General features: G+C 37.5%; 26 protein-coding genes and 1 pseudogene. 24 read left to right on the top strand and 3 right to left on the bottom strand.

Translation table 11 applies throughout. From position 1 onward, the window contains the following. The first annotated feature begins 151 nt into the window (after nt 1-151). Complete coding sequence (locus M3204_RS15700; RefSeq protein WP_251483417.1) at nt 152-394, top strand: glutaredoxin family protein; 243 nt, start codon at nt 152-154, stop codon at nt 392-394. A 152-nt stretch (nt 395-546) separates the two neighbouring features. Here M3204_RS15700 and M3204_RS15695 read toward each other — a convergent pair whose 3' ends face one another. Beyond that, on the bottom strand, nt 547-1,191 hold the full coding sequence (locus M3204_RS15695; protein ID WP_251483414.1) for a glycosyltransferase: 645 nt from the start codon (nt 1,189-1,191) through the stop codon (nt 547-549). Nucleotides 1,192-1,414: 223 nt separating this feature from the next. On the opposite strand from M3204_RS15695, the gene M3204_RS15690 reads away from it, so the two are divergent. After that, nucleotides 1,415-2,422 (top strand): DUF3231 family protein, encoded by a 1,008-nt coding sequence (locus M3204_RS15690; RefSeq protein WP_251483412.1) that lies wholly within the window; start codon nt 1,415-1,417, stop codon nt 2,420-2,422. Nucleotides 2,423-2,560: 138 nt separating this feature from the next. On the opposite strand, the gene M3204_RS15685 is transcribed toward M3204_RS15690, so the two are convergent. Further along, nucleotides 2,561-3,136: a CBO0543 family protein gene (locus tag M3204_RS15685; protein ID WP_251483410.1), complete on the bottom strand. Its 576-nt coding sequence runs from the start codon at nt 3,134-3,136 to the stop codon at nt 2,561-2,563. Nucleotides 3,137-3,903: 767 nt separating this feature from the next. On the opposite strand from M3204_RS15685, the gene M3204_RS15680 reads away from it, so the two are divergent. The 22 genes and pseudogenes from M3204_RS15680 (at nt 3,904) to M3204_RS15570 (ending at nt 22,755) form a co-directional block, all read left to right on the top strand. Next, nucleotides 3,904-4,596, top strand: coding sequence for a DUF421 domain-containing protein (locus M3204_RS15680; RefSeq protein WP_251483407.1), 693 nt, complete (start codon nt 3,904-3,906; stop codon nt 4,594-4,596). 184 nt (nt 4,597-4,780) lie between these two features. Continuing rightward, on the top strand, nt 4,781-5,206 hold the full coding sequence (locus M3204_RS15675; RefSeq protein ID WP_251483405.1) for a DMT family transporter: 426 nt from the start codon (nt 4,781-4,783) through the stop codon (nt 5,204-5,206). Between the two features lie 47 nt (nt 5,207-5,253). Then, complete coding sequence (locus M3204_RS15670; protein WP_251483402.1) at nt 5,254-5,952, top strand: Crp/Fnr family transcriptional regulator; 699 nt, start codon at nt 5,254-5,256, stop codon at nt 5,950-5,952. A gap of 26 nt (nt 5,953-5,978) precedes the next feature. Beyond that, nucleotides 5,979-6,473 carry a DMT family transporter gene (locus M3204_RS15665; RefSeq protein WP_251483399.1) on the top strand — a complete coding sequence of 165 codons (495 nt, stop codon included), beginning with the start codon at nt 5,979-5,981 and terminating at the stop codon, nt 6,471-6,473. Nucleotides 6,474-6,790: 317 nt separating this feature from the next. Continuing rightward, a complete protein-coding gene (locus M3204_RS15660) occupies nt 6,791-7,564 on the top strand; it encodes a TerC family protein (RefSeq protein ID WP_251483397.1) in 774 nt (257 codons plus the stop codon). A 634-nt stretch (nt 7,565-8,198) separates the two neighbouring features. Then, nucleotides 8,199-8,852, top strand: coding sequence for an HAD family hydrolase (locus M3204_RS15655; RefSeq protein ID WP_251483571.1), 654 nt, complete (start codon nt 8,199-8,201; stop codon nt 8,850-8,852). A gap of 529 nt (nt 8,853-9,381) precedes the next feature. Beyond that, nucleotides 9,382-9,528, top strand: coding sequence for a hypothetical protein (locus M3204_RS15650; RefSeq protein WP_251483394.1), 147 nt, complete (start codon nt 9,382-9,384; stop codon nt 9,526-9,528). Nucleotides 9,529-9,792: 264 nt separating this feature from the next. After that, entirely contained in the window at nt 9,793-10,737 is a 945-nt protein-coding gene (locus tag M3204_RS15645; RefSeq protein WP_251483392.1) for an ABC transporter ATP-binding protein, read from the top strand. Nucleotides 10,738-10,743: 6 nt separating this feature from the next. Further along, nucleotides 10,744-11,499 (top strand): ABC transporter permease, encoded by a 756-nt coding sequence (locus M3204_RS15640; RefSeq protein WP_251483389.1) that lies wholly within the window; start codon nt 10,744-10,746, stop codon nt 11,497-11,499. Continuing rightward, nucleotides 11,499-12,284, top strand: a complete 786-nt coding sequence (locus M3204_RS15635; protein WP_251483386.1) for an ABC transporter permease — start codon at nt 11,499-11,501, stop codon at nt 12,282-12,284. The genes M3204_RS15640 and M3204_RS15635 overlap by 1 nt, the downstream gene beginning before the upstream one ends. 128 nt (nt 12,285-12,412) lie before the next feature. Further along, nucleotides 12,413-13,282 carry a hypothetical protein gene (locus M3204_RS15630; RefSeq protein WP_251483383.1) on the top strand — a complete coding sequence of 290 codons (870 nt, stop codon included), beginning with the start codon at nt 12,413-12,415 and terminating at the stop codon, nt 13,280-13,282. Between the two features lie 112 nt (nt 13,283-13,394). Further along, the gene (locus M3204_RS15625) at nt 13,395-14,135 is read left to right on the top strand and encodes a DUF5694 domain-containing protein (protein ID WP_251483379.1); all 741 of its coding nucleotides are present in this window, start codon (nt 13,395-13,397) and stop codon (nt 14,133-14,135) included. 411 nt (nt 14,136-14,546) lie between these two features. Continuing rightward, on the top strand, nt 14,547-15,146 hold the full coding sequence (locus M3204_RS15620) for a hypothetical protein (protein WP_251483376.1): 600 nt from the start codon (nt 14,547-14,549) through the stop codon (nt 15,144-15,146). A 96-nt stretch (nt 15,147-15,242) separates the two neighbouring features. Then, the gene (locus tag M3204_RS15615; RefSeq protein ID WP_251483374.1) at nt 15,243-16,073 is read left to right on the top strand and encodes an aminoglycoside adenylyltransferase domain-containing protein; all 831 of its coding nucleotides are present in this window, start codon (nt 15,243-15,245) and stop codon (nt 16,071-16,073) included. Nucleotides 16,074-16,178: 105 nt separating this feature from the next. Beyond that, nucleotides 16,179-16,307, top strand: a pseudogene (locus M3204_RS15610) (dihydrofolate reductase family protein); the annotation flags it as partial. Nucleotides 16,308-16,465: 158 nt separating this feature from the next. After that, nucleotides 16,466-16,942 carry a CarD family transcriptional regulator gene (locus tag M3204_RS15605; RefSeq protein ID WP_251483371.1) on the top strand — a complete coding sequence of 159 codons (477 nt, stop codon included), beginning with the start codon at nt 16,466-16,468 and terminating at the stop codon, nt 16,940-16,942. A gap of 642 nt (nt 16,943-17,584) precedes the next feature. After that, nucleotides 17,585-17,773 carry a hypothetical protein gene (locus M3204_RS15600; protein ID WP_251483369.1) on the top strand — a complete coding sequence of 63 codons (189 nt, stop codon included), beginning with the start codon at nt 17,585-17,587 and terminating at the stop codon, nt 17,771-17,773. 96 nt (nt 17,774-17,869) lie between these two features. Beyond that, nucleotides 17,870-18,409 carry a cell envelope integrity protein TolA gene (gene tolA / locus M3204_RS15595; protein ID WP_285856987.1) on the top strand — a complete coding sequence of 180 codons (540 nt, stop codon included), beginning with the start codon at nt 17,870-17,872 and terminating at the stop codon, nt 18,407-18,409. 307 nt (nt 18,410-18,716) lie between these two features. Then, nucleotides 18,717-19,655, top strand: coding sequence for a DNA/RNA non-specific endonuclease (locus tag M3204_RS15585; RefSeq protein ID WP_251483366.1), 939 nt, complete (start codon nt 18,717-18,719; stop codon nt 19,653-19,655). A 569-nt stretch (nt 19,656-20,224) separates the two neighbouring features. Next, on the top strand, nt 20,225-21,460 hold the full coding sequence (ftsZ, locus tag M3204_RS15580) for a cell division protein FtsZ (protein WP_251483364.1): 1,236 nt from the start codon (nt 20,225-20,227) through the stop codon (nt 21,458-21,460). Between the two features lie 233 nt (nt 21,461-21,693). Next, the gene (locus M3204_RS15575) at nt 21,694-22,044 is read left to right on the top strand and encodes a DUF1428 family protein (RefSeq protein WP_251483362.1); all 351 of its coding nucleotides are present in this window, start codon (nt 21,694-21,696) and stop codon (nt 22,042-22,044) included. 198 nt (nt 22,045-22,242) lie between these two features. Next, nucleotides 22,243-22,755 carry a DinB family protein gene (locus M3204_RS15570; RefSeq protein WP_251483360.1) on the top strand — a complete coding sequence of 171 codons (513 nt, stop codon included), beginning with the start codon at nt 22,243-22,245 and terminating at the stop codon, nt 22,753-22,755. Nucleotides 22,756-22,997: 242 nt separating this feature from the next. Here the strand turns inward: M3204_RS15570 and M3204_RS15565 are convergent, their stop codons facing one another. Next, on the bottom strand, nt 22,998-23,504 hold the full coding sequence (locus M3204_RS15565; RefSeq protein ID WP_251483359.1) for a GNAT family N-acetyltransferase: 507 nt from the start codon (nt 23,502-23,504) through the stop codon (nt 22,998-23,000). Between the last annotated feature and the right edge of the window lie 305 nt (nt 23,505-23,809).

The raw sequence follows: 23,809 nt of genomic DNA, 5'->3' as shown, positions 1-23,809 counted from the left end.
GCAGGAGATCCATCGTCTTTTTTATCAGAAATAGGGAAAAACAAGGTTGTATCCTGGTAAATCTTTTGTCAAGAGCAGGTTTGATTAGCGGACAGCATTACCGGGATTAGTCAATAAAGTTGATATTAATAAACTAAAGGAGGAAGGTAAAATGAACGATATTACTGTTTATTCAACCAATACTTGACCGTACTGCACAATGATGAAACAATTCCTTGAGGGTCAAGGATTAAACTACAAAGAAGTTAATGTGCAGACAGATCCGGCGGCGGCCCAGAAGCTAGTTGAAGAAACTGGGCAGATGGGAGTACCGCAGACAAACGTAAATGGTCACTGGGTCCTTGGGTTTGACCCAGAAACGCTGATGCAGTATGTAAAAAATAGGTATTCATAAAAAGGCTTAAGGCCTCTTTTGGAAGCTTGCAGACAATTTTAGTCTGCAAGCTTTTTATTAAGGGTTGTTTTCGCATTGATTGTTGCTTTTCGAATATATGTTACAAACGAAATACTAAAGAATGTCCAGCATACTACTGGACATTCTGAAAACTATTTTTTAAACTTTTCCGGAAACTGCTTCACAACTGCATCAGAGATTGTATCCGCCATCAGAATAATATGTGTAACCCCATCATCAATTGAAACAATTCGTGCGTCCCAGTCTTTTGCTAAGCTTGCAGTTAAGTCATCTGCCACCATTTTCAGATGCATATTCAGCAACTCTTTTACAGCTCCAATTTTTAAATTAGGGTTGGCAGCGCTAAGGAATGCGGATATATCATCAGCATTTCGATACCATTCTTTGTTTAGCTGATCCAGCTTGGCATTATTTCCTTCTTTAGCGGCATTTACAATATCCCCGGCAATAACGATGTGCTCCTTAAGCAGAGCCGTAAGTTTGTTTCCAGCTTCCTCTCCGTATACTGGTTTTATAGCATTGCCGAGATCCTCCTGGTTTTTCAGGAGCCTTGCAAGCACCTGCTGTTGATCTTCAGCACCAGCTGTTGTTGCACTTGTAATATAATTGCTTGTCCACAATACGTGATCAATCCAGAGTTTCCTGAATTCATTTTCGAAGCTTACTTCCGATTGGCTAATACAATGATCTTGTCTTTTCGCATGGGCACTGGCTGATCCCGCGATGATGTTTAGTGGAAATATCAACACAAATGCCAGCAACAATATTTTTTTCATAGCAACTTCTCCTTCTAGGTTTAAAAGTTTCCTCTTTTATTATTAATTCATGTTATTTTTTTATTCGCAGAGATTTTCCGGATGTCTAAATAACCTAGAACCGTCGTTTTCCTTAGTGATTTATGACTCTTTAGAAATATTTGCCAAGGTATTTGCATCCTTATAAGAAGAGCCTGTCGAGGAAAAACTAAGCAAAAAGAAAAGACGAGTTGGTGAGAATTGAATGGAGGATAAGTCACAAATCCCTTTGACCTCTGCTGAAATGGGGATTTTATGGACGCAGTATATTAATGATACGGCTTCTATTTGCATGATTAATCATTTCCTGAAAAAGGTGAAGGATGATGAAGTACGGCCGGCTATTGAATTTGCCTTGAATGGGTCTCAACAGAATATCGATTTCCTAAGAGGATTTTTCAAAAAGGAAAATTTTCCGGTTCCGATAGGATTTACTGACCAGGATGTGATTAGTGATGCGCCTAAACTTTTCTCAGATACTTTCGTTTTGATGTACTTAAGGAATATGTCAGTGTTGGGGATTACGGCGGGCGGAGCAGCTTTGGGGTTTGCAACAAGACCGGATATTGTTGATTTTTTCAAAGAGGTTAACAAAACCTCAATTTTGCTGCAGGACATGACAAGGGCCATAATGTTAAACCAGGGTACCTATATTAAGTCTCCATATGTCTCGCTCCCGGACAAAGTGGATTTCGTTGAGAAACAGAGGTTTTTAGCAGGATTTCTTGGTGAAGTACGACCTTTGACTGTCCATGAAATCACCATGCTATTTAATAATGTCCAAACAAATGCGATCGGAAAAACGTTGATCATCGGTTTTGCCCAAACAGCACAGAAGAAGGAAGTCAAACAGTATTTTTTACGAGGAAAACAAATTGCACAAAAACATATAGACTTATTCAGTGATAAATTAAAGAAAGAAGACTTGCCAGCTCCGATGCTCTGGGATACAGCACTGACTGATTCCACTGCACAGGTGTTTTCGGATAAACTGATGATGTTCCATATCGCATCTATGAATGCTGCGGGTATCGGGAATTATGGTACCTCTATGGCGGGAAGCCCGCGACGGGATCTCGGAATATTGTATGCTTCTCTGATCCCGGAAGTAGCTCTTTATGCGGAAGACGGCGCGAATATCATGATTAAGAATGCCTGGCTGGAAGAACCCCCACAAACGGATAAGCGTGATACTTTAATAAAAGGGGAATAAAGTAAGCCTACCTTGTTGGGGAGAACATTGAATTGACATAATTAAAAGCAGTGGTTTTGATACCCACTGCTTTTGTCTATTATAAATAAGTTTTTGCTGAGATTTACTCTGACAACGGTATACAACGAAATTTTAACCTTAACAAACGGGACTTTTCTGCTCTGCTATTTTATTGAAGCTTTCTCGTTTGCTGAACCAGTCAGCAATCAAATACAAGACGGTTAGCATCAAAAAAGAGTAAGTAATTGTCCAATCGGTTTGTTGGTATAAATGGAGCTGTTTCATGATTGGCATGCCGATATATGCACTGAATGCTCCGAAAAGAGGGCCTTTAACCAGTGGGTGAATTTCCGGCATATACTGAATCAGGAACATTACTGTGACTGGAACAATTGAGTATCTAAATGAATAGCTGATTGTCGGCAAAGGAATCACTTTTACCGGATAGGCCCATCTGCCTCGATCTACACCATAAGCGTCCAAAATGGATGAAATAATGATTACTATAAAAGCGGCGGATAACAATCGAGCAGTACTTTCCTTCTTACGGAAGATCGCCCATAGAATCCAGGGCACAACAAGCATGAATAATGCAACCCACCAGCTTAGCGTGTATGGAAAAGCGTGGAATGTAGCGTCTGAAATCATTTTATTGGCATCGATAATGATCTTATTCGCTTTCTCTACCTGGTCTAAGCCTTCCTGAAAAGTCATGTTCCACCCTCCTTTAAAAGAATACTATCATTTAGCTTTTGCAGGAAATTACTTTTTATTCCAAGAAGGGGAACATGCCATTTATTCTTGTAATTATCGGTCAAAACGATGTGTTGACGCTTGAGGATTGTCCGTTAGGGAGGCTCTATCGGACAAAACAATGTGTTGCTGCTTGAGGATTGTCCGTTAGGGAGGATCTATCGGACAAAACAATGTGTTGCTGCTTAAGGATTGTCCGTAAGGGAGGCTCTATCGGACAAAACAATGTGTTGACGCTTGAGGATTGTCCGTTAGGGAGGCTCTATCGGACATAACAATGTGTTGACGCTTGAGGATTGTCCGTAAGGGAGGCTCTATCGGACAAAACAATGTGTTGCTGCTTAAGGATTGTCCGTAAGGGAGGCTCTATCGGACAAAATAATGTGTTGACGCTTAAGGATTGTCCGTTAGGGAGGCTCTATCGGACAAAACAATGTGTTGACGCTTGAGGATTGTCCGTTAGGGAGGCTCTATCGGACAAGACAATGTGTTGCTGCTTAAGGATTGTCCGTTAGGGAGGCTCTATCGGACAAAACAATGTGTTGACGCTTGAGAATTGTCCAATAGGAAAGCTCTATTGGACAAAACGATGCAGTGAAGCTAGTTAAATGCCCAATGCCTATGGCTGGAACATAAATCAACAGTCTAATAACTATCTATGGTTTTTTAAATAAGAAGGGTTCAACTTCTACTCATTTTCCCATAATGGTAAAGAAGGAGTGGGAGTGTTGAATCATTATTTATCGATTGCGGTTGAACTTTCAATTGGATTTATCTTTTTATTTATCGTAACTAAATTACAAGGGAAGACGCAGTTCTCGCAAATCACGCCGTTTGATTTCGTTTCGGCAATCATCCTGGGTGAATTGTTAGGAAACGCCATCTATGATCATGAGGTGAAGCTTGGAGAAATCGCATTCGCAGTTGGTCTATGGGGAGCGCTTGTCTACTTTACAGAAATGGTCACGCAGAAATTCATTGGTTCGCGCAAGCTATTAGAAGGCGAACCGAACATCGTCGTGCGCAGAGGCCAGATCAAGTATGAGGCGTTGAAAAAAGCAAAATTGGATATTAATCAGCTCCAAAGCCTGGTCCGTCAGCAAGGATACTTCTCTCTTAGGGAAGTCGAGTTTGCGATTATTGAGACAAACGGCATGGTCAGTGTGCTTCCGAAAGCCGAGTATGACACGCCTAAAAATGGCGATATGAAAATCAAGGCAGAGGAGCCGATATTGCCGGTCAACCTGATTCTGGATGGGAAAGTCGTGAGCGAAAATCTAAAAGAGGCAGGCTTTGACGAGCAGTGGCTTAAAAGGGAGTTAGAGAAGCAGAAAATCCATCACTACGAAGACGTACTCTTTGCCGAGTGGCTGCAGGGTGAAGCAGTTTATGTCGTGAAATATGAGCGGAAGGCAAATTGAGGCCGATGGGGTTCAGCCTTTTTTATCTAGAAGGATTTTTTGATTTTAGCCATCTAAACTTTGCTTTTTTACAGGGATTTGCCGTATAAAAACAACTTTTTTAAAATTTAGGACATATGTCCTTTTTGAAATACACAATCCTGCCTTTTAATTGATTTAGACATGAAGGATGGGAGAGAACGGAATGAGAGGTTTTGTGTTTGCCTTGTTGGGGGGCGCTTTTATTACCCTTCAGGGAGTGGCTAATTCAAGGATCAGTCAGGATATCGGGACATGGCAGACGGCTACCATTACTCAATTTGCAGGGTTTTTAACGGCATTGATCATTTTGATGTTTGCGGGGAATGGAAATTGGCAACGGCTAAGGAAAGTGAATCCCCTTTATTTGATCGGTGGCACGTTTGGGGCGATTGTTGTATTTGGAAATGTCACAGCGATTCATTTTATCGGCGTTACCTTGACTGTTTCGGCGATGCTGATTTCCCAGCTTGGCATGACGGTGATGATTGATGGGAACGGCTGGTTTGGGATCAATAAGCAAAAAATGAAGCTTCCGCAGGTGATTGGGATTACAATGATGATAGCTGGAGTGATCGTCCTTGGTTTGTAATCTGAATGATCCAAGCGAACAAGGTGAAAAAGGGCAGGGAAGCTTTTATGAAAGAAATGAATGCAAAAGAACAGATGGAAATATATTTGCAGTCTCACAAGATTGAATCATTATTTAATGAGGAGATCCTCCCTTATTTATCATTATATGAGTTTGATAAAGGACAGCAGATCTGTTCACAGGGAGAAGCTGTCGAGAACTTATATATCCTGGTAAAGGGAAAAGTGAAGATTTTCACCACTTCTGAAGAGGGAAAGACATTGATTCTTTCATTTAAAACTCCTCTTGAAGTGATTGGAGATATTGAATATGTGCAGGAAATTGACACGATCAATACCGTAGAGGCCGTTTCTCCTGTGGTTATGATTGGAGTCCGGCAAAGTGTGTTACGAAGATTTTTAAAAGACCACTCACCATTCTTGCAATTTTTGCTGAGAATCATCACGAGGAAATTTTATATAAAATCGCAGTTCATGCGGCATAACATTTTGTACCCAGTAGAAACCCGGTTAGCGAGTTATCTGGTTTCGGTCGCCTATGATGAAAATGAAACATTGGTCAATGGGAATGTAAGTGTTTCGAACCTCACCGACATTGCCAATTTAATTGGAACAAGCTACAGGCACCTTAACCGAGTCATTAAGGAGTTCTGTAAAAATGGATTGGTTGAACGCAACAAGGGTTCAATCGTGATCAAAGATTTGGAAGGGCTCAAGTCCCTTGCCAAGGAAAATCTTTATGAGTAAAATTTCAACGTCTTGGAGGAAATCATATGGTTCTTGGACTAATATGTGCAATCATAGCGGGGACACTAGTCAGCCTGCAGAATATTTTTAACAGCAAGGTAAATGAACAAGCAGGCTCATGGATGACCACGACATTGGTATTGGGGCTTGGATCTCTAGCTTCTTTCATACTTGGCCTATTCTTCGAAGGCGGTCAGCTATTCGATTTGCAGCAAATGAAATGGTGGTACTGGATCAGCGGATTGTTAGGAATCGGAGTCATCACAGGGATCGTCCAGGGCATAAGATATTTGGGTCCAACCTTTGCGATCTCAATCGTACTGACTTCCCAGCTAGGTTTCGCGGTACTATTGGATTCATTAGGCTGGATGGGTTTGGAGAAAGTTCCTTTTACACTAAAACAATTGTTTGGTGTAGTGCTCATATTAGGTGGAGTGATTGTTTTTAAGTGGAGTGAAGGGCGGAAAAAAGAAGCTATTGATTTGCCGGCTAGGAACGAAAAGAAACTAGAAGTATCTTGATGAAACATGAAGAAATTTTTAAACACAGTATCGCAACTGTCGTTTTTTCGTTTCACTTATTGACAGATCATCGGCGTGATAAACGGATTATTAAAAATAAGTTAAAAGTTTAGCAAGACGGCAAAAAGGTATATAAGGATAGTAGTAAAAAACAAAGAATTTATCGGAGCCGCACTGAGAATTCTTTGAACAAAGTAGAGGGAATCGCTAAACTAATAAATAGGTCTTATACCTGTGGATTACATATGGGTGTTTGGGAAATTCTATTGTTAGCAGAACTTTACATAACATTTTAGTGTTAGAAAGGAGTGAGGTGGATGGAGTCTATTTGGCTGGAATATTTATGGGCATTGTTGATTTTAATTGGCTTAGAAGGATTGTTATCGGCAGACAATGCCCTGGTGCTGGCGATTATAGCGAAGCATTTACCTGAAGATCAGAAAAAAAGAGCGATAAATTACGGAATTATTATGGCTTTCGTCTTCCGATTTGGTGCCCTTTTTGCGATTTCGTTCATTGCGAATGTATGGCAGATCCAAGCAATAGGAGCAGCTTATCTTCTTTACCTGGGCTTAAAGCATATAATTAAAGCCCGATTCGGAAAGGAAAATGAGAATATTCACAAGGATGATGAAGAGGAAGCAGCAGGGAAAGGGTTTTGGCCAACTGTAGGAAAGATTGCTTTAGCGGATCTCGCTTTTGCTATTGATTCCATCCTCGCAGCTGTCGCGATTGCCCTTGGCTTACCCGATTCACCGCTGAGGGACTTTGGAGGCATGGATGGAGGACAATTTTTAGTTGTCGTTCTTGGAGGGATTGCCGGACTTGTTCTGATTAAATTTGCAGCTGGCTGGTTTGTACAGTTGCTGGAAAAACGCCCTGCCTTGGAGACAACAGCATACGCGATCGTTGCATGGGTCGGTGTAAAGCTTGCTGTCATCACACTTGCCCACGATGATATTGGTGTTTTAGACCATGATTTCCCACACAGTACAGGATGGACTTTGGTGTTCTATGGTGTATTGGTTGCCATTGCCCTATTCGGCTGGTTTGCACCAGGCAATAAATCATTAGAAAGAAAAAATGCGTAAAATGTTTATCCATAAAACAAAGGCGCGGTTCCATAAAGATTCTGTTGTCGAGTACAAAAACTAAATCATCACACCAAATAGCAGTCCTATTCTTAAATGAATGGGGCTGCTTTTTTTAATTAGGCTCTGTTTTGGTTCTTTGTTTATTTTTCGCGCAGGTATAGGAATTCATAGGCGGAGAAATTCCGGCTAATGTATATAGTAGGGGCTTAAGAAGCAGATATAAGCGGAGAAATTCCGATTAACTTCTATGTATACACCTAAATCTAAAGATTAGGTTAATATAACCGGAAAAACTCCCCGTATATTTAGGGAAACGTTGGTATTTCCCAATTTATACGGAATTTTTCCGTTTATTTTTCAAACAGAGTAAAATCAACATTCTATTATAACAGAGCCTATTTATATAAATTAACACCTCTTGAATGGCAGAAGTCATTGGCAGTGAAAGAAATCGTATGCTGAAAGGTTCCAATTGCAGTCCTATATTTCAAATATAGTAGTTTCTTTACTGGATATTTTTGTTAAAAAACAAAGAGGAGCGTTCTTCAACAAACGGTGCAGTATTTAAAAAGGGAAAATATTACATAATGTAGAATATTATGTATATGAAAAAAATGAGGATGTGAACGTTATTAAAGCAGTTATTTTTGACTTTGATGGTACACTTGCTGATACATTGCCAGTGTGTTTCTTGGCATTTGAAGCTGTGTTTAGAGAATTTGATAATCGAGAGGTTACAATAGAAGAAATTAAGGCAATGTTCGGTCCATCTGAGACTGGTATAATCTGTGAAAACCTTATGAATAATAATTATGATGAAGCCATTGAGTTATATTATGAGATTTATAGTAAACGACATAGAAATATCGTTCAAGATAATGAGGAAATCAATACCTTAATTAGACAGTTAAAAACAAATGGATATAAACTTGGAATAGTGACTGGCAAAGCAAGAAGAAGTCTCGAAATATCTTTAGATTGTCTGGGATTAAAGAACTTTTTTGATGTGATTGTTACTGGCGATGACGTAGAGTATCCAAAGCCTCATCCCGAGGGGATAAATAAAGTATTGAAAAATCTAAATGTGTCACCCAAAGAGGCTGTTTTCCTGGGAGACAGCGATGCTGATATTATGGCTGGAAAGCAAGCAAATGTATATACGATTGGAGTACATTGGTTGGCAAATTACCAGACAGTTGAATTTAGTGTTCAACCAGATGAAGTATATAGTAACATAAATGAATTCTTCCCATCCCTCTCAGTACCTAAGGAGAAGAGCGTTTGAAATTTGATAAACAGCCAAATAGGCGGCTCCCTTTTATTGAGGGAGGATTATTTAACAAGAGATATAAAACAATGGGAAAATAAGAAATAAAATGGAGGGGGGAAATAATTATGAAAAGCAAATTAGGTATGTTTTCAACCTTATTATTTATTTTTGGATTAATATCATACATTGCTGTTTTATTTGGAAATGATAATTTCTTATTTATTGGAGTAATTTTATAGGCATTAGGGTTTATATTAGCTGTATTCGCTGAAAAAGGTATTTATAAAAAGGTTGGTTTATTTGGTAACGGTATTATAATTTTGATTGCAATTGTTATTCCTTTTATAGTCACGACTTTCTTTTGGAATACACCTTAAGATGCTACTATTTTAGGTTGAAGAAATGTACATAATCATACAGTTGCGTTAATTAAGGAAGGATGGATGCAGCATTTCGTTGAATTCCTTATAGGAGCAGGTTTGAGGAAGACGAACTCGAAACTTTTCATAAAAAAATAACAAGTGATACAAGAGGGAGGATGCTGATGATAAAGTTCATTGATGACTTGGCAGGCTCTATTTATGATATTTTAAAATTTATAATTAGATCAATAAGTTACTTCGTGGCAGGAATGATCATTGTCGCAGTTCCACTTTATTTAGTTGTTTGGGTAACTGGTTTGTTTAGATAACTATTTTTAAGAGTGCGTTGGTCTAGAAGGATTAACGCATTTTCTATTTAGTTTTATTCTCATAATTTCCTATACAGGCAGGTTAGTGAAAAGCGCAATCTATAAGGATTTGCGCTTTTTACATGGTTTAAAACTTAGAGGAAATCTCTCATCCATTTATATTTTACCGTAGTTTATTTTTTATGAATATTTAAATAATATATAGAAATTTTGAGAGATTATGGTAATATTTATCAATGAAGAAATAGTTTTAGGGGGAAAAAAATGGAAAAGATTATCGAGGTTAAAGGACTTTCACGAGCTTATAAATTAAAAACGGGCTTGAAATATGCCTTGGATGATATTTCTTTTGATGTGAAAAAGGGTGAGGTATTTGGTTTACTTGGGCCTAATGGTGCTGGTAAAACAACTACTATAAAAATATTAACCACTTTATTGCTGCCTACTGCTGGTGAAGCAAGGGTTCTTGGCTATGATGTTGTATCTGAGAGTCATATGATTCGTAATAGAATCAATTTTGTCTACGGTGGAGAAAGAGGTGTTTATGGCAGGCTTACCGCAAAAGAGTACATGCATTATTTTTGTACGCTTTATAAAATTAAAAATAAGGATCAAGCCGCTTTGATTAAGGATTTACTCAATCTGGTTAAATTACAGGACGCGGAAAATCAAAAAATCCATACATATTCCAAGGGTATGATCCAACGATTACATATAGCTAGATGTTTGATCAATGACCCTGAGCTACTGTTCCTTGATGAACCTACAATAGGCTTGGATCCAATTGGGGCAAAACTATTAAGGGATATTGTTAGAGATTTATCAAGCAAAGGTATTACCATCATTTTAACTACTCATTATATGCAGGAAGCAGATGAGCTTTGTGATCGCATTGCCTTTATAAAAGGCGGGAAAATCAGTCTCATTGGTGATCCGGATTTCATTAAGCAGAGCTGTAATCATCTTAATCTTTACGAAGCAACGATGAGTATTTATGATATCGAAAAGCTAAAAGAAAACAACAGCTTTAATAAACTCGAAATTGAAGTAATAAAAGAGCCATATTATAGCTTGAATTTTGAAGTGAATGAAAATGATCTTGAAAAGGTATCAGCCTATCTAAGTACATTTGGGGATATTTTAAAAATAAGTAAAAGGAACATATCACTTGAGGATGCCTATATCTATCATATGAAGGATGTAGGGTGAGTTGATATGTTTCTGCTAATAAGGGAAATTAAATATTTTACTAACTTTAATAATAAGATGTATCAATTTCTGCTATTTTTCCAGCCGCTAATGATCTTATCGATTGTTTACTTTTTAAAGCAAGTAAGAGGAGATATTAATTCTGATAAATTTGTTTTAGCATCTGCACTGATCAGTATGTGGAGCTACGTATTGTATTCATCAGGATCTGCGCTAATCTCCCAGAAGTGGAATGACACACTTAAGCTTTTAATTGCAGCACCAGTATCTTTGTTTGCTGTGATTTTGACAAAAGCATTGAGTAATTCTGTTATTGCCTTGATTTCGATGATATTAAGTTTTATTTATGCTAGATTTATCTTTCAATTCAATATAGGTATAGCCAACTACGGATACTTCTTGCTTTCAATAGTCGTCCTGATCTTTTCTTTAAGTGTTGTCGGGCTTATTTTAGCAATTGTTTTTGTTGCTTCTCAAAATGTCTTTGATTTCCAAAACCTGATTCTTACCCCGATGATCTTGCTTTGTGGTGTGTTTATCCCAGTCGAACAGTTTCCGGTTGTTCTTAAACTAATTGCTTATCTAATACCAATGACCTGGGGGATTAAGTCAGTACAAGATACATTAGTGTTATCTCCGTTTATGTTTTCTTCTATGGCGGTTTCAATTGTCGTTAGCCTGATTTATTTATTTCTAGCTTACTTTATTGTTAAAAAAATTGAGGTAGTGTTGCGTAAAACCGGCAGTTTGGGGGCGATCTAATGATTTTAATCAATAAATATGGTTTTACCAACCTATCCTATAAGGCGATCTATTCTTTTCAAACCATTCGGTTATTTATCTTTTTCCGTATTGTAGACCCGTTCATGCACTATGTCTTTTTTGCGACATTAGCTAGCTCACTAGTTGGATCGGATTATTTAAAATACGTTGTGATCGGCAATATTGCATATTATACCTGCCAAACCATCATGATCAACTATATGAATATGTTCAGGATGGAACGAAGATATGGGACACTGGAATTAAATATCGCTTCACCAACTCCTACGCTGCTCATCATCTTAAGGAAGGGAATTGTTCCTCTTTTAGATGGACTATTTGTATTCATAGTAGGACTGATTATAGGGGCAATATTATTTGATATCACCATGCCATCCGGTAATTTGGATATCCTGTTATTGCTTATAATTATTACACTGTTTTCAGTTATTTGTTTCTCATTGCTTTTTGCTTCAGTGAGCCTTTTGTTTTCTAATGCTAACTTATTCCTGAATTTATCCATGGCATTTTTCCAGGTCTTTTGCGGTGTGAACTTTTCGGTCACATTATTACCTGAACCCTTAGAAATATTAGCCCGAATGCTTCCTCTTACCCATAGCATAGAAGCGCTTCGATCCATTTATAATTTAGAAAATTATGAAGTTTACCATTTATTGGGGAAAGAAATTTTAATCGGCGTTTGTTATTTAATTGTGTCAGTCTTTTTAGTTTCTGTAATGGAAAAGTTAGCAAGGAAGAATGGGGCATTATTGAAAAACATATAACCTCGGAGTCGAATATACAAAACTTGCTGCCTGGTTTGGCAGCATTTTTGTTATTCGCCAAGGATATTTTAAAGACATATCGAATACCATAACTAGCAATCGACTATGAAATCTAGTGAGGATAATAGATGATTAATATAAATGAGATAATAGATATTCTGGATAAAAATAGTTTAATAATGAGCAATGATATAGAATTCAAACCCTTAAAAAGTGGAACAACCAGCGGTGTTTTATATACTCTCTATGTTGAAAATGCGCCAGCTTATGTTATAAAAATTGACCAACTATCTATTATAAGTTCTACTAAGGACTTTCTCCTTTTTTATCAAGAAGTTCAACTGCTGCCAAAGGTAAATTATGTTGATGATCAACAAGAATTCCTCGTCTACTCTTATATTCCAGGAGAAACACACATTAATCGTGGTCCTAAGGTGAAATGGATGACACGTTTAATAAAGGAGTTATTCAATCATTATCAAAAGGTTGACCTGGATATACCATGGGGCAGAGTAAATGGGACAAAAAGAAAATCCTGGTCAGACTTTAACCAGATTAGTTTAGAGTCTGCCAAGGAGAATATAGGCGATCTTCTTACAAGTGAAGATCATAAAAGAGTGGCATCGTTGGTTAGTACCTTAAGTGAATATCATACCCATGAAGAAAAGTACTATCTTCACGGTGATACAGGAGTACATAATTTTGTATACTCTGCTAATGAATTAAAAGGGGTAATTGATCCATCACCATTAATCAGTCCAAGAATATATGATTTTACGTACGCCTTCTGCTCATCTCCTGATAGTCTGGATCTCAATACACTAATGACCTCTTTTTCGTTATGGGATGGTAAAATTTGCTTTAGCAAGGAAAGGCTATTTGGTGAAGTTATCTTCCAATTATATACACGCATTGGGGTTTGCATAAAAGTTCATCCTCACGATCTTAACGAATATATGGAGGCCTGGAGAGAATGGAGACAGTACCTGCCATCTTGATGAAAATTGTCTTACAAACCATTTGGTGGGATTACAGCATAACGTGAGAACACATAAGTTTTCTGAAACATAAATAGAAAACTCGTTGATTATATTTTGGGAGGTGTTTCTTATGAAGCCATCTATACTGATTTTTGGAACTGACCATTTCTCCGATCAAAATAACGGCGATTTGTTTATGACTGACAAAGAGGACATGTTAGCAAAAACAAGGCAAAACGAAATTAATGAACTCGTCACCTGTTTGAAAAAATACGAACCAACTAAAGTTGCCTTAGAGGTTTTACGAGAGAATGAAGAAGCATTGAATGATCAATACGTTTCTTTTGCAAAGGGAGATTATACATTAGCTGTTAATGAAGTAGATCAAATAGGGTTCAGGTTAGCAAAGGAATGCGGGCACAAGAAAATTTACGCAGTAGATTGGAATGGAAAACAAGACGATATTCCCGATTTATCAGATTTAGGTGAATGGATAGACACGGATGAGTATAAAGCTTTTACAAAGCTAGCGCAGGATATTATGTCCGAATCAAATACATACTTACAAAAACATTCGTTAAAAGAGTTTTTCATTTGGATGAATGAACCGCAAAATGTTTTTAGAGGACAGCAAATGTATATGAATCTAGCTTTAGTAGGTAGTAATAGCAACCCAGTTGGAGCAATGTGGACCGCAAAGTATTGGTATTATCGGAATATGCTAATTTACAAAAACTTAGTAAATTTAATTGATTCAAATGAAGAACGAGTTTTTGTTTTATATGGTGCTGGACATCTCCATTTACTTCTACAATTTTTAAAAGGGAGTGGACTTTTTGACGTAAAAGTTGCCAGTGATTACTTAGGTTAATTCCTGGATAGTTTGATTTAGAACAGGGTGTAAGCAGATATATAATGAAACTCCCGTTTTTAGAAGAAAAGTTGCTATTTCATCAAGTGGTCTCAACTTATTTAAAAGAAATACACAAATCTTATTGAAGCATCGAAACAGAGTAATTAAATAAATAAATCGAATCAAAGGATGCAAGAAGTTTTTAAGGTTAATGGATTTATAGAAAGTGGATTTATAGAAAATTTAGATGAAGGTGACCCCGAGATTATTTATTTTAGGCCAGTAGTGATCAGGGGAGATAATTAGAAATTAATAAAATGGTTAGTCATATCAATCGCAATAATGATTGCAGCATTGAAGAACTAAAGAATATAAATAACTTTTATATTGAATAAGTAAGGCAATGAGCTTATTAAAGAGGTGGTATTTATGCTTTTTCATTATCATTTTTGGACCCCTTATGTAGAAGAAACTGAAAGATTTTATGTGAATAATGGTTTTCGCATATTTCAACGTATTGGAAAATACGAAGGAGATTTTCAGAGTTTTGATCCTCCTTTAAAGTGGGATGATTTCCGAGAGAAAAATATTCTTTTTCGTATTATTGAAGCAAGAAAAGGAACCATAAATATAACTTTTGGATACGGAAAGAGGATTCAATTCGACCATATAGGCTTTTTGGTATCAGAAAATGAAAAAGGTACTATCTGTGAAAATGCAATTAAATTGAAATGGCCAGTTGATAGTGGTGAACGAAGAACTTTTATTACAACACCCTATCATTTTAGAATAGAACTTCAAACAAACAAAGACATAGTAGATTCAATAACTGACAACATAAAAATACAAGAATTAAGAATAGAAACAAAGATAAGAGGGTTAGAAAATGACCTTCAATTTTTATTTGGACAACCTGTTGACACAATTAAATCAATAATTGGTGACACAGTTACAATCAGGGAAGCTTTTATAAAGAATTTCTCATCCAAACAGCTAGAGGATCCTAACGGTGTAAAAATTTCGACTTGAACTTTTGACTGTCAATCAAAGACAGTCAGGAGCAGGTTTGCTTAAAGAAATATATTGATTTTGGTGAAATTCAGAAATTAACAGGGGGATTTATTGATGGGAATACCAAGGATGGTCGATGAAGTCTTAAAGGATTATATTAACCTATTTAATGAACATTTACCTGGAACGATTGAAGGGTTATATATACACGGTTCAATCGCCCTGAATGCCTACGTTGATGATTCAAGTGACATTGACTTTATCTCTCTGACCAATCGTCGTTTAACAGAGGAAGATTCAGAAGCTTTATCTTATATACATACAACAATAGCGAACAAATACAAAAAGCCTGAATTGGACGGAGTATATGTTCTTCACGAGGATATAGGAAAACTCTACCATAGCGGAGATAATAACTATAAATATCCGTACTATAACAATGGTGAACTATTGTTCGGTGATTACTTCAACTTTAACCCTATAACTTGGTGGGTGTTAAGAAGAAAAGGAATTAAAATAATAGGAACAGAGCTGGAGGAATTTCAATTTGAAATTCAGCCACAAGAGTTGACTTCTTATGTAATTGAAAATATGAATACTTACTGGACAAATAGGATTAAGATGGCTGAAACTTCAATTGATCATTTAGTAAAGCTGCCGTCCGACAAAATAGATTTTGAAATAGAATGGACCGTTCTCGGATTACTACGTCAGTTCTATACCATAAAGGAAAAAGATATTGTCTCCAAGTTGGACGCTGGTGAATATGGACTAATGCAATTTCCAGTGGAATGGCACACTATTATAAAGGAAGCTATGAATATACGTAAAGGTGTAAAGGCAGATATTTTCAGCTCAGAGATGGAGCGAGTGGATAGTACTTTAAGATTCTCGAAATTTCTTATAAATCATTGTAATAATATCGTAGAGATAAATATATCCTAACGGATATACTTTGCTGCTGTTATTTTTATATTCGCTGCACACCTGCCATTTTGGTTAGCTGAAAGAGTCTTTACTGACCACTGCTAGTACAAAGGAGGATGGATTATGGTCAAGTCCGAAAGACCAAGAAGAATACTTTTAGATTTAGCAGTTACTTTAGATGGATTTATCGAGGGTCATAAAGGGGAAGTAGACTGGTGTATAATGGATCCCGATATGGACTTCAAGAGTTATTAACCTTCCCTTTATTGGTAATCCGACTCGATTCCTATTGTTATTGCTTTTTTTGATTTTTAAAGAAAAAAGTAGTTGACACTGAAAATAAATTTATGATATTATTAAAAATTTGATAAAAAATAGTATGTATGTTAAGGTTAAGAAGGTTACCATATATGGAGGTGGATTATTTGTTTCAAATTGGCGATAACATTGTTTATGCTATGCACGGAGTAGGTATAATTAAAGCCATAGAAGAAAAGGAAATTTCAGGGGAAAAACAACAGTATTATGTCATAAAAATGTTAATCGGTAATATGCAAGTCATGATTCCTACGGGTAAAATGTTGAGTTCAAGTATTCGCCCTGTTACTGACATAATTGCATTAAAACACATTATAAACATTTTTCAGCATGGAGAATCAGATAGATTACTGCCGTGGAAACAAAGGTATAAACTGAACGCGGACAAAATAAAAACGGGTAAAATACAAGAATGTACTGAAGTTGTACGTGATTTAATGCGTATGAAGAATGAAAAAGCACTTAATACAAGCGAAAAAAAAATGTTAGATAACGCACATAAATTTTTGATTAGTGAACTGGGATTAATTAAAGGGATTACTGAAAAGCAAATAAAAAGTTTCTGTTAAGGTAAATTAAAATAATGTATCACATCTCCAAAAAATATCCTGAATATTTTGGGAATATGTTTATTATTAAAAATAAATCTTTTCAAATTCATTCCATTTCTTCCAACTCACCTTTAGAGCATTAACCTCTTTTGTTATTTCTACAATTTAATCCATAATTATTATTTACATTTCCAATCTTATACCAACGTTTGAAGTTCATCAAATAACTCGATAAAATAGTCACTTGATTTTTGCAAGCCTGATTCACACTGGCACGGACAAGGAGCCGTAAGGATGAAAGAGAGGTAGGGCTTTCATTGTTTTAGGTATAATATTTATTTAAAGATAGAGGGGAGATTCATTGTTTTTTTCTTCTAGAAATAATGATTTGTTTATCCTCTTTACGTAAAAGAGAAAAACGATACAAAAATGGTTTCCATGACCAGGAAACCATTTTTTTATTTTATTTACATAACGTCTTTGCCACCAAAAAAGCACGTTATAGAGTGTTTGTGTCACCTAAGTTATAGATATAGGATATTTATTTCATATTATTGGTTGGGAGCGGAAGGGTCATCGTATTTTTGTGGAAAAAAATAGGGTAATAAGCTCATTTACAATTAAACCCAATTTACTTATGCTTTAATTGAGGTGGTAAAGGTGATTTGGTTGATAATTGGAGCACCGTTAATTGTTTTGATCATTGTTGCTTTGATATTGGAAAAGAAAAAAGAGGCTGTTCCCCCAGAGCCAGGCCACAACCACGGTATTGAATCTGATACAATGAAATATCATTATTATACCACTCCTCATAGTGGAGGAAGTGAAGGTAATCCCCCTCAAGGATAAGATAAACACTCATTCACGGTAATTGCTTGATGTATTTTTTACTCCCAATTAGTGAATTCGGAAATAAGGTTAGTGTTATACCATAGAAAAAATATTATGGGGGTTATCGAATTGAGAAAGTATTTAGTAGGTTTATTTGCTTTATTTTTAATTTTTAGTTTAGCTGCTTGTTCATCTGAAAGTTCGAAAACCACAAAAGCAGAGGTTAAGAATGAGGAGAAGAGTTCCGAGGACAAAGCAAAGGTAGAAGCAAAAGCCAAAGCGAAGGCAGAAGCAGAAGCCAAAGCGAAGGCAGAAGCAGAAGCCAAAGCGAAGGCAGAAGCGGAAGCCAAAGCGAAGGCGGAAGCGGAAGCCAAAGCGAAGGCAGAAGCAGAGGCTAAAGCAAAGGCAGAAGCAGAGGCTAAAGCAAAGGCAGAAGCAGAGGCTAAAGCAAAGGCAGAAGCAGAAGCTAAAGCGAAGGCAGAAGCAGAAGCAGAAGCTAAAGCAGCTGCAGCTGCAGCTTCAAGTGGGGGATCTGAGAACTTTGCAAATTGCACTGAACTGAGAAAGAAATATCCAAATGGCGTTCCTTCTGATCATCCAGCCTATCAATCTAAAATGGATAGAGATAAAGATAATTTTGCTTGTGAAAGATAGTGTATTATCAATTAGTAGACCTTTCTAAGGTAGGACTATCATACTCCCTTCTCAATTTGAGATGGGATTTATTTTTTGTATTTCCTTATCAATTCTTAAACTCAATGACAAATTGATATATCCGAATGATGATTTGAGTCGTAAGTGTTAGAAAACTAAAAAGAATAAATCAGGATTTTTGTAATATAATTATAGTTGATATTGGAATTTACTATTACTATTATCAATAGGTTGATAACGTTAATCTATGTTAACATTCCGAGATTTTTATATGAACATTATGAAACTATTATAGGAGAGTCCTAAAATGAAAAAGAAAGTGAACTATTTAATCTTACTTTTAACCACCATTTTTATGGTTGGTTGTACTAACCTAGAAGATGCATCCAGTACAGATGGAGAAACAGATCCACAAGAAGTAACCACAGTTAATACAAACGAAAATAGTGATAAAGAAGAAACTATCACTTCAGTTGTTGAGGAACCAGTAGTAGAGGAAAAACCAACCCAACCAAATGATGAACTGTTCTCAGGATACAAACTTATTGAAGTTGATGGTGGTGATTTGTCTAGATATCGTGAACCTAACATCGTCGTTGACATTGGTTATGGGGACCGTGAATATTGGGCATTTACTAATGAATACGGGCAACTAGTTCGTGTCATTGCTGACGAAATCATTCTACAAGATGACAGTAACGAACCTGTATTATCTTCTGGCAGATACTACTCTGATGAGGCAAAGGTTCCTGGTGTCGAAAGTGACGTTTTAGATGAAGGACATATCATTGCTGACTCTCTCGGAGGGGTATCGAATGCTTATAATATTACGCCACAAGATATTACACTCAACCGACATGGTGATCAAGCTTATATGGAAAACGTGATCCGCAGCGCTGGTGGAGCCACTAATTTTGAAGCAATTATCACATATCCGAATACGGAAACGCAGATTCCTTCAAGTTATCAGTATACCTATACTTTAATGGGTAACGAGATCATTGATACATTTGACAATGTGAACCCTGATGAAGTAAACGCATCACTGGGTATAACAGGCAGTGAGCCTTCGGATTCAACTGGTTCAAACACAAACGGTGATATTTCTAGTGTTGATACGAACGGTAATGGACAGGTGACGATTAAAGAAGCAAAAGCAGCAGGTTTCAGTATGCCAATAACAAGTGATCATTGGTTATACCCATATATGGACGATCGTGATAACGACGGTTTGGTTGGTGAGTAAAGCACTGGAACTATTAGGTAAAATAAATGAACAACAGAACATTTTCCTCGTTGGACGATTTATAACAATTTGCGAATGAGTGTCTGTACAGGAACAACTGAAGTTAATGGTCATATCATCTAAATTTGTATAATGATCCTTCACTAACGGGTGCAAGAATACAGAAGCAATGCATAATTTGCATTGCTTCTTCACTTTGTTAGAATTATCTCTGTTATAAGGTGAAAGTCTTCTATACGTTTATCAGCTTCATAGGATTTCCACGCAGTTGATAATAACCAACATATCTCTTGCCCCCTTCAGTTATCGTTAAAGCCTGCCCTTCAGACATGGGGTCATCATGGTAGGCGGTAGTACGCGCTTTCACCGTTATTTCGTCAGATTCATATTTGTAAACTCCTGCCGAGAGCCTTGTGCATCACTCCCGCCAAGAATGACACTTTATTACTGTAAAATTACAGTTCTTTAACAAATCGCAGGAAAAGACAGAAATTCCAAGCCGATGGAGAATGTTATAGGTATAGAGAAAAATAGGGGGCAATATCAGAATCTAATTTGGGGGACTATATATGCTAGAATTTGAAACCAATATCGATCAATTTGCCACTATAAAAGTAATCGGGGTTGGCGGTGGCGGAAATAATGCCGTGAACAGGATGATTGAGGACGGCGTGCAGGGCGTAGAGTTCATTTCCGTTAATACAGATGCGCAAGCTCTCAACATGTCAAAAGCCGAGGTAACGATGCAAATCGGCGGTTCGCTGACCAGGGGCTTGGGGGCGGGTGCCAATCCTGAAATCGGCAGAAAGGCTGTCGAGGAAAGCAGGAAGCAGATCAGGGATGCCCTGGAAGGTGCGGACATGGTGTTCGTAACGGCCGGAATGGGCGGCGGAACTGGGACAGGAGCTGCACCGGAGATTGCCCATATCGCACGCGAACTTGGCGCACTTACAATTGGAGTGGTGACTCGTCCGTTCACTTTTGAAGGCCGCAAGCGGGCACAAAATGCGGCAGCCGGAATTGAAGAGATGAAGAAGGCCGTTAATACCTTAATTATCATTCCAAACGAACGATTGCTGGCAATCGTCGACAAGAAAACGCCAATGATTGAAGCCTTCCGTGAGGCGGACAATGTGCTCAGGCAGGGTGTCCAGGGAATTTCCGACTTGATCGCCGTGCCAGGCTTGATTAACCTGGACTTTGCTGACGTGAAAACGATCATGTCCAACAAAGGGACGGCGCTTATGGGCATCGGAGTCGCTTCAGGCGAGGATCGCGCTGCCGAAGCTGCCAAAAAGGCCATCTCCTCACCGTTGCTTGAAACAAGCATCAATGGTGCGAAAGGAGTGCTGATGAACATCACAGGCGGCTTGAACCTAAGTTTGTATGAAGTCCAGGAAGCGGCCGATATTGTGGCGGCTGCTACAGATGATCAGCTTAACATGATTTTTGGATCGGTCATCAATGAAAACCTGAAAAATGAAATCATGGTGACCGTGATTGCGACCGGCTTCGATCATGATGAGGAGGAAGCTCCGCCAACGAACATCTCGCGCCGTCCTGGAGACATGATTGCCAATTCCCGTGAGCAATACCAGTCTCAATCGAGACCGCGAGATCGTGTTGCCCATGCAGAATCCGATAATTACGGCCTAGCCCAAAACTACAGCCAGTCGGGCCAATCCGGCAATTACAGCAAGCCGCCTGCCTACGAAGAGCCCGCGAATTACGAGCGGGGTACCCAGCAGCCAGACGACTCGCTTGATATTCCATCGTTCTTGCGGAAGCGAATCAGAAGGCGATAAACCAACGAACAAAAGGCCAAATCATTTGCGATTTGGCCTTTTAAAATAGATAAAAACAAACGTTAATTCCGCCATTTTAATGGTAGATTGGGTGTGGAGCAGAGGAAAAGATGGAGATTACATCAAAGTCTAATGCCATATTTGATTCAACCCCTATTGAACAAACGAAGCAGGTTGAAGAATAAAGTGCTAATTCATTAAGCAGTTAATGAATTAAAACAAAGGAGAATTTTATGTACAATGTATTATATTTATATCCAGTCTTGAAACAGAAAAAGGATCGTTTTATAGAAATTAATAAAAAGGCATCTATTATTTACAAGGAATATGGTGCGATTGAAGATGATACTTACCAAAGCACTTTTATTGATGCTATGTATGGTTATAAAGGGATGGAGTCATCGGTTGAACTGCAAGAAAATGAAACTTTGATGTGCTCAGTTTCTTCGTTCACTAATAAACATCATCACAAAATCGTTATGGAGAAAGTCGACTCTGATCATCGAATTCAAGAATTATATACTGAGATGATTAAAGTTATTGATATGAGTCGTGTAGTTCGAGGTGAATTTGAAAAAGTTTAATTAGAAAATAGATGCTTTTCTTACTTCATTTACGAGGGCTTTGATCCAAGAAGGGATTGATGCCCCTTTTGAACTTGTTTAACTAAAGGTGCAGGGAGTTGAAGAAGGTATTTGTAATCGAAAATTGAATAATTAGTTACATATACAAAAATGTAAAATTATTAGATTTGAGTTAATCAATATAATGGAGGAATTAAATTGAGCGAACTTAAACTAATTAAGACCTACAAAAACGAGCTTCAAGATTACTCTTTGGAACAGCTAAGATATAAATCTGAAGAAGCGGTTTGGTCTATTGGGCAAATGTATGACCATTTAATCCTTGTTGCCCATGAGTATCTAGATAATATGGAAACATGTTCCACCTTAAATGATGAACAGACCCTTGGTAAAACGAAGTTTGGTCAGCATTTATATAAGATTGGAGGGTTTCCACCAATTAAAATTAAATTACCGGATGAACTAAATACTCCACCTAATAATTCAGATGGCAAGGACGATCTTATCACCAGAATGGATCAAGTAATTCTAAGGTTATGTCAATGGGAATCGAAAGTGGATAATATAAACCCAAATTATAAAGTCGAGCATGGAGGGTTTGGATGGCTGAATGGAAGGGAATGGTATGACTTGGTTGGCATGCATTTTCGTCATCACTTGCGTCAAAAAGATGAGTTAGAACAAAGGCTTGTTAAGTTGACGGGTATGTAAGTTGAGGATAGTTATTTTGGCTAGCCTATTTTTTTATTCAAGTAACGGGTCCTTTAGATGAAAAAGAGAGAAGAATAAAAAAATGCTCAAACCTTATAAGGTTTGAGCATTTTTTGTGATAATCTTTTTTACAACATGCTTGGAAATTTGGTGCTAATTCAATAGTTAATTCCCCTGTTAAATGTCATTTTATAGTTCAAAACAGAACCTGCTACCTTGTGGAGTTGTGCCTTTTTTCAATCTTACAAATCAATACCATACAGCTTCAGTTCTTCCGTGTCATTTGGAAGAGTCACATACCCTGCAAGCAGCATTCCTAGCTTCTCTAGCAGTTTTGAGGAAGAAGCATTATCTTTTGTGGTGATAGCAACGATTCGGTTCATACCCAATTTCCTGGCATATTCCATCGTTCCTTTCGCAGCCTCATACGCATATCCCTTTGATTGATGCGCTTCAAGGAAGGCAAAGCCAATATCCACATCCTCAAGCCCATCCCGTTTGATCAATCCGCATAAACCAATCGGTAATCTAGTTTCTTTGATTTCAGCTACAAAAAGCCCGAACCCCAGCCGCTCGTACATTCTCCTCGGGCCGGACAGGATATAATTCTCTGCATCCTCAAGCGACCGAACTCCCTTATCACCAATATACTTAAGCCAACCCGGTTCATTCAGCAATCGTAAAATAAAGTCCTGATCACTAACATCCAGCCAGCGGACAGTCAAACGCTCCGTTTCAAAAACCTGCACAGTCCATACCTCTTTTCGACGATTATTGGTTGGGGACACCTGCTTATTATTATAGGGAAAAACCTTGCGTTCCGTAAAAAATTTGAATAAAACGGGATCGGTTTATTACATTAAAGTGGTTTTTATAAATTTTTAAGGATATTCAAGTTACACCTTTAAACTTGTCCTCAGAGCTTTGTAAAACACACTGTAAATATCAAATTTCCAGGACTTGAATGAAATAATTAAAGTCTTTTCAGCAGGCAATACACCTGTAAATAGCGAAAATAAGCAGGTGTATTAGCCTTGGAAAAAATTAAATGTAT

Source organism: Mesobacillus subterraneus (assembly GCF_023715485.1).
Classification (GTDB): Bacteria; Bacillota; Bacilli; order Bacillales; family Cytobacillaceae; genus Mesobacillus; species Mesobacillus subterraneus_B.
Note: the sequence above shows the minus strand (reverse complement) of the source record. Positions and strands in the feature narration are given on the sequence as shown.